The organism is Cellulosilyticum ruminicola JCM 14822 (genome assembly GCF_001311925.1).
In the GTDB taxonomy this organism is placed as follows: domain Bacteria; phylum Bacillota; class Clostridia; order Lachnospirales; family Cellulosilyticaceae; genus Cellulosilyticum; species Cellulosilyticum ruminicola.
This window is the reverse complement of record NZ_BBCG01000097.1, coordinates 1-7,151: the sequence shown is the minus strand read 5'-3', so window position 1 is coordinate 7,151 and position 7,151 is coordinate 1. Positions and strand designations below refer to the sequence as shown.

At 32.5% G+C, this 7,151-nt stretch carries 6 protein-coding genes and 2 pseudogenes; 7 read left to right on the top strand and 1 reads right to left on the bottom strand.

Features of this window, described 5'->3' with window-relative positions; genetic code table 11:
* Positions 1 to 61: 61 nt before the first annotated feature.
* Positions 62 to 418 (bottom strand): hypothetical protein, encoded by a 357-nt coding sequence (locus tag JCM14822_RS17345; protein ID WP_054743776.1) that lies wholly within the window; start codon positions 416 to 418, stop codon positions 62 to 64.
* An 890-nt stretch (positions 419 to 1,308) separates the two neighbouring features.
* On the opposite strand from JCM14822_RS17345, the pseudogene JCM14822_RS17335 reads away from it, so the two are divergent.
* The 7 genes and pseudogenes from JCM14822_RS17335 (at position 1,309) to JCM14822_RS20705 (ending at position 6,911) form a co-directional block, all read left to right on the top strand.
* Positions 1,309 to 1,829: pseudogene (locus tag JCM14822_RS17335) on the top strand (acyl-CoA dehydratase activase-related protein).
* 6 nt (positions 1,830 to 1,835) lie between these two features.
* Positions 1,836 to 1,964: a hypothetical protein gene (locus JCM14822_RS22805; RefSeq protein ID WP_278287250.1), complete on the top strand. Its 129-nt coding sequence runs from the start codon at positions 1,836 to 1,838 to the stop codon at positions 1,962 to 1,964.
* Positions 1,965 to 2,058: 94 nt separating this feature from the next.
* Entirely contained in the window at positions 2,059 to 2,271 is a 213-nt protein-coding gene (locus JCM14822_RS17330) for a hypothetical protein (RefSeq protein WP_054743770.1), read from the top strand.
* 281 nt (positions 2,272 to 2,552) lie between these two features.
* Positions 2,553 to 2,966, top strand: coding sequence for a hypothetical protein (locus JCM14822_RS17325; RefSeq protein ID WP_054743768.1), 414 nt, complete (start codon positions 2,553 to 2,555; stop codon positions 2,964 to 2,966).
* Between the two features lie 548 nt (positions 2,967 to 3,514).
* Positions 3,515 to 4,932, top strand: a pseudogene (gene hydG / locus JCM14822_RS17320) ([FeFe] hydrogenase H-cluster radical SAM maturase HydG).
* A gap of 228 nt (positions 4,933 to 5,160) precedes the next feature.
* Entirely contained in the window at positions 5,161 to 6,576 is a 1,416-nt protein-coding gene (locus JCM14822_RS17315; RefSeq protein ID WP_054743766.1) for an LCP family protein, read from the top strand.
* Between the two features lie 158 nt (positions 6,577 to 6,734).
* On the top strand, positions 6,735 to 6,911 hold the full coding sequence (locus JCM14822_RS20705) for a hypothetical protein (RefSeq protein WP_157047866.1): 177 nt from the start codon (positions 6,735 to 6,737) through the stop codon (positions 6,909 to 6,911).
* Positions 6,912 to 7,151 lie beyond the last annotated feature (240 nt).

Genomic DNA, 7,151 nt, shown 5'->3' with positions numbered 1-7,151 from the left:
ACTTTATTTTATATAGTTAAAGGAGCTGCACACTAATTTCTTAGTGCGACAACCCTATTTTTTACCAAACCTTTTTGAATCTATTAATTCTACCAAGATAGGTATATGTATAATAGGTCTTACCCTTGACTGTCACCAAGTCAAGTTCATGTTGCTTAAGTGTTTTAATAAAGTCATTAATTTTTATACCATCTTCTCTATGAACTCTAGGGAAGATTTTACGATTAGATTTTAGAGCACTAAGATAGTTAAACCTTATCTGAGTTACAGCATTAAATAATGCCGCACAACTATACCAACTATCAGTTAAAACATAGCCTTTGTTAACTGGATGCGGTAGCTCTTTTAATAGGTTTGCAGCTATTTCTATTTTACTGAACGCATCTTTTTGATAAATTACAATCTTATACGGGAGCACAAGGTCTCCACATCAAAGCATAACAGTAACAAACTGATGTCCATTTTAAATGGGAGTTATGAAATGAACAACTTTGAATGATATTTTTGGCCCTTGACGAGGGCACTGTTTTCTAATTAATCGTATCATCAATAATAATGTAAATCGGTTCGTGAGTATCTTTCGAATGTTGCCATATACGCTTAATAGCGTATCTTTTCATTTCCTGAAATAGCAAAGATTCATCCCATGAACTTTTGTTAAGAAATCTGGAAATTATTGTGCGATGTTTTTCGATATTAAATTCATTTACATCTGCAATTTTACCATTAAAACCTTTGAGCATCATAGATGAAATGAATGCGATGATATGTGCGTACTGAGATTTAGAATAAAATAAATCTATTTAGGAATTTGATTATATCCAAAGAATCATTTATAATTAAGTTATTAAACATTTATGTAATCTCATTATGAATATGGTTTTTGTCGACTTAATTATATCAAGAGATGTCATAAATGTTTTTTATTTTACTCAAAATCTTACTGGAAAATTATTGGAACTAATTTTGCATGTTTATAGTAAAGTAATTAAACTGAAGAATCCTGCTGCTTTAGGAAAGCATATCATTGTGCAAGGTGGCACTTTTTATAACGAAGCGGCATTAAGAGCTTTTGAAAACTAAGGGGAACGTGAAGTTGTGCGTCCAAATATTTCAGGACTTATGGGTGCTTTTGGGATAAAAGGATGAAAAATCAACGACATTAATCATGTCACAAATGGATGATACATCCATAAAAAATGTTCAAATAACTGTTAATTAACGATTAATCGCTTTAGTAATGGTAAACGTTTCATTTCAGGAAATCGTTGTGAAAGAGGTTTAAGTGGTGCAAAAATTTCACATGAAATGCCAAATTTAGTAGCTTATAAATATGAAGCCATTAGAAACTATGTTCCAGAAGTTATAAATCCTAATTTACGTGGCAAGATTGGTATGCCTATGGTATTAAATATGTATGAGAACTCCACATTCTGGGCAACACTATTTGCTAAATTAGGATTCGAAGTGGTGTTATCTGATGAATCGTCTAAAGCCCTATATGAAATAGGATTAGAATCTATTGCTTCAGAGACAGCATGTTATCCAGCTAAAATGTTTTATGGATATATTGAAAGCTTACTTAAAAAGGAATTAAATACATTTTCTATCCATGTATTATATATGAAGAAGATAAAGCTTGTGAAAATGCTAACAACTTTAACTGTCCTTTTGTAACATCTTATCTAGAAGTAGTTCGTCACAATATTATAGGTATTTCACAAATTAAGTATATGAATCCATTTATTACAATGCGTAATGATCAGAAATTATGTAAGACACTTTTAGAAACACTTTCTGATTTTAAGATTTCAAAAAGTGAGATGTAAAAACTATTGTACTGGCTTATACAGCCCAATGGCAGTTTAATCATTAATACATTAGGCATGGCTGTCGTGAAAGAAGATAGTGTAGCTCATTTAGCAGATTTATCAAGTGAAGAGCTTCAAGTAGTTAATCAATAGAGTTATCATTCACGTTTATATCGTGCAGCCAAAGTAGCCATTACCAACCCAAATGTGGAGCTTGTGCAATTGACTTCATTTGGATGTGACATTGATGCTATTACAACGCCTATTATATGTAGTAGGTAAAACGTATACGAATATTAAGATTGATGAAGGAAGTAGTTTAGGGGCAGTATGTATTCGTTTACGCTCTCTTAAAGCAGCACTTAAAGAACGTGAAATACATACATTTAAGACCATAGCGCCAGAGGTAAAATCAACTGTTACTTCGGCAACATCTAAAAAGGCAATCCTTGTGCCATAATTTGTACCAACTCATTTTGAACTTTTAAGTGATTTATTTGCCAGTGAAGGGATGAAATTGAAATCCTCAAAAATGAGGAAGGCATCTTAGATGATGGGGTGCAATATTTACACAATGATATGCGCTATCCGGCTATGGTTGTTATAGGACAAATTATCAATGCGTTAAAATCTGTACGATATGATTTAAGCCAAACAGGAGTATTAATGGCTTAGACTGAAGGACAATGTCGTTTTACAAACTATGCCAAAATACTAGAAAAAGCCTTAAAAGAAGAGGGTATGCTAGAAGTGACTGTCTTTATATTAAGTTTAGCTGGTATAAAAAAGGAAAGTGTCTTTTGGGGATTCTCCAAGAAACTTATCCCAAAAGCCACAGCAGCTATTATCTATGGGGACTTACTTACAAAAGTACTTTATCGTGTACGGCCTTATGAAAAAGTAACTGGCAGTGCCCAAGCACTTTATGAAAAGTGGTTTGCAATTTGTAAGACAAGTTTACAACTCAATCCGATTGCAAATAATTATTTAGTACAAACATTAGAAAAAGAAGGCGTAGAGGTTGTTTCTAGTGAACTTTTACCTCTCTTTTTATTTATTGCTTATAACTATAAATATCTAGATGATTCCTTTAAAAAGCACTTAGCAGGTAAAGCAATGATTCAGATTATTAAATATTACCAGAAAAATATTTAGAAGTTTTAGAAGCAAGTCAGCGCCTTCACGCATTTATCATTTAGCTCATGAAGATTCACAAATGATTGGACTTGACAATTAATTAGAAGAAGGTGGAAAATTACCTGCCGAAATATGTGAAATGGTAGAACAAGGTGTTTCACATATTGTTTGTATGCACTCATTTGGCTGTTTACCAGCTCATATCAATGCCCGTGGGGTATTTAAAGCCCTTAAGGCGAATATGAATATTTACAATTTCTACCAATTGAGTATGATCTGAGCGTAAGTGCTGTAAATCAGATGAACCGTATTAAATTAATGTTAGCTAGTGCATTCGGATAAATTTAATAAGTTTTTATGAATAAAAAGTATTATTGTAGAATATAATTTTACAATAATACTTTTTTGAATTATAAATAAATTATAGTTGAAAATAATATAAAATTGTGCAATAATTATTTCAACTTATTTATGAGAACTAATCGTTCTTATGAAGTAGTGATTAATGTTTGAACCAACAAATGCTAATGAGAAAGAACAATCTAACTCAAAAGGAAGGGAAAACTATGTATAATCCAAAGTCATTAAACGCAGAAGAATTTATTAGTCATGAAGAAATTTTAGAAACACTTGCCTATGCAGATGCCAATAAGGAGAACTTAGCACTTGTAGATGAAATCCTTCAAAAAGCAAGACTTAGAAAAGGATTATCTCATCGTGAAGCCTCTGTACTTCTAGCATGTGAAGATGAAGGGAAAATTAAGGAGATGTATGCACTTGCTGAGCAAATCAAGAAAGACTTTTATGGCAATCGTATTGTGCTTTTTGCACCATTATATCTTTCTAACTACTGTGTGAACGGATGTGTTTACTGTCCATATCATCTAAAAAACAAACATATAGCACGTAAGAAGCTAACACAGGAAGAGATTATAAAGGAAGTAACTGCACTTCAAGATATGGGCCATAAACGCCTTGCTATTGAAGCAGGTGAAGATCCTCAAATGAATCCTATCGAATATATTCTTGAATGTATTGATACCATTTATAGTATTAAACATAAAAATGGGGCAATTCGCCGTGTGAATGTGAATATTGCAGCCACAACTGTAGAAAATTACCGTAAACTTAAAGAAGCTGGAATTGGTACATATATTCTTTTTCAAGAGACTTATCATAAAGAAAGCTATGAAGTATTACATCCAACAGGACCTAAACATAAGTATGCTTATCATACAGAAGCGATGGATCGTGCTATGGAAGGCGGTATTGATGATGTCGGTTTAGGTGTACTCTTTGGACTTGAAATGTATCGTTATGAATTTGCAGGTCTCTTAATGCATGCAGAGCATTTAGAAGCTGTTCACGGCGTTGGACCCCATACAATTAGTGTGCCACGTGTCAAACATGCAGATGACATTGATCCAAATGCTTTTGATAATGGCATCAGCGATGAAATCTTTGCAAAACTCTGTGCGCTTATTCGTATTTCAGTGCCTTATACCGGAATGATTATTTCAACACGTGAAAGTCAAGAAGTCCGTGAGAAGTTATTCGTTTAGGTGTCTCTCAAATTAGTGGCGCTTCTAAAACAAGTGTAGGTGGATATTATGAACCTGAAGCAGAAGAGGACAACTCTGAACAATTTGATGTAAGTGATAAACGTACATTAGATGAAGTAGTGAATTGGCTGATGCGTATGGGTTATATCCCAAGTTTCTGTACAGCTTGTTACCGTGAAGGCCGTACGGGAGACCGCTTTATGCGCTTATGTAAAAGTAAGCAAATTCAAAACTGCTGCCATCCAAATGCTTTAATGACACTCAAAGAGTATTTAGAAGACTATGCAAGTGAAGATACTGTTCAAATTGGAAATGCATTAATTACAAAAGAACTTGAAAATATACCAAATCCTAAAGCACGTGAAACGGCAGCAAAATATATCCATGAAATTGTAAATGGTAAACGTGATTTTAGATTTTAAATGTTTATATAAAATTTTAAAACCACATAACTTATTTATAAGCGTTAAGTACTCTATAAAATATAGATGCTTAACGCTTAATTTATGCTAAAAAAGGTAAGTATTAATCAAGTATTACTAATTTTTTATAAATAATTTAAGAAATTGTGTGGTATATATGAGTTTTTATGGTAAAATCATATAATGAGGTCTAAAATTAAATTGATACAATTAAAAGAGGTGAAATAAGTGATCATTGGTCCAAACGGTAAAATAAATAAAGCGATACTAAAAAAAGCTTTAATTATTTTTGTAGCTGTATGTGCAGTAATTGGAGTAGCTGCAGCTACAATAAAAGTGATTTACGATGGTATTGTGATTAAAGAAGATAAAAATGCCCTTAAGAACATACCAAGATATGATAGAAATGAAACAGAAGCAGAAGAAGATATCAATCAGAATATCGCAATCTTCGGTGTAGATAAAGATGGTTCAAGAACAGATGTTATCTTCGTTGTAAACCTTAATACAGAAACTGATGCAATTAAAGTTATTGCTGTACCAAGAGATACTAAGGTAGCATGGACACAATTCCAACAAGACAAAATGGAGGAACTTGGTAAAGGTTATCATGAATATAGTAAAATAACAGAGATGAGTGCTTATGGTGGGCTCGATAACTTACGTTACTTTACTGTAAATACATTAGAAGATATTATGGGAATTCGTATTGACCACTATGCAGTTGTTAATATCGATGCTTTCCGTAAAATCGTAGATGCAGTAGGCGGCGTAGAAGTAAATGTACCAAGACGTATGAATTACACAGATAATTATCAAGACTTACATATTGATTTGTATCCAGGTCTTCAAAAATTAGATGGTAAACAAGCTGAAGGACTTGTACGTTGGCGTCATGACAATGAGTACAACGAACAATATGCCGAAGGGGATGTAGGACGTATTGAAACACAACAACTCTTCTTAAAAGCCTTAGCACAACAACTCATTAATGATGCTACATCAGCAGACTTATTAAAAATGGTAACAGCAGTTTATAGCGACCTCAAAACAGATATTAAACTTGGTGAAGCTAAAAATTATTTAAAATATATTTCACAGTTTAAAGTAGACAAAATTACATTTGAAATGTTACCAGGTGAAGCTGTAAGGCAAGATAAATGGTATTACATTTTAGACCAAGCAGAAGTAGATGCCTTTATGCAAAAACTCATGTATGACCGTGATGTACCAATTATTAGAAAAAATGTGACAAATACTTCTGGAAAAAGTGCTACATCTGTAGAAGAATCTACTTCATCTAATTGGACACCACAAAGGGAGCAAGAAGTCTATCCAGAATATGAATATGAAGATCAAGATGATCGTAATATTGAATTACCAGTTTATAATGATTATACATCTGATGAGTCTAATAATTATACATCAGATGATAATGAAGGACAAGCAGAAGAAGAAACACCATCTGTAGCAGAAACTACTCCTGTTACACCAGCTCAACCAGAAGTGAGCCAGCCTGTAGTAGATGAACCTTCTAATCCAGAACCACCTGTAGAATTTGTAGAACCAGCACCAATTGAACCTTCAAATGGACCAGATACAACACTACAAACAACAGATGGTATAGAAGAACCTATAAGTTAAGTATATCATAAGCTAAATTATTACGATTAATATAAAGTATAAAGTATTAAGTAAATTACTATAGGATAAATGAAAGGATCATTATGTGAGATTATTTAAAAGAACAATTAAAACAAGCTTATGAAAATGTAAATACATATAAAGATGATACCAAACATATGCAAGAGCTAGAAAAAATCATTTGGGAAAATGAAAATCAACTGTTACATTTAGAAAAAACTATAAATAAAGAAGAAAACGATGTAAAAAGATTAGAAAAGAACAGTTTACCTTCAATCTTTTATAAAGTAACTGGCAAGTATGATGCGACTTTAATCAGAAGCGCAGTGTGCTAAGTGTAGATTTGCGGATTATATGCCCTCAAAAAACGCAGTTTTTTGCAAAAGTCAATCACCTATCAAATATAAAAGGGGTAAGCCATTGTGTAAATTATATTTCACATTGGCTTACCCCTATAATTATTCTAAATATTACCATAAAATAAAGAAATGGAGGAGCCCAATGTCATTTAGTTAAGTGATATTATATAAAAAGGTCATCTACGAATAGTTAAATATTGGTAGATGACCTTTTTA

Bases quoted from the DNA above. Each gene is read 5' to 3' on its own strand.
- JCM14822_RS17330 (WP_054743770.1), top strand. From the start codon at position 2,059: ATGCTATTACAACGCCTATTATATGTAGTAGGTAAAACGTATACGAAT.
- JCM14822_RS17325 (WP_054743768.1), top strand. From the start codon at position 2,553: ATGCTAGAAGTGACTGTCTTTATATTAAGTTTAGCTGGTATAAAAAAG.
- JCM14822_RS20705 (WP_157047866.1), top strand. From the start codon at position 6,735: ATGCAAGAGCTAGAAAAAATCATTTGGGAAAATGAAAATCAACTGTTA.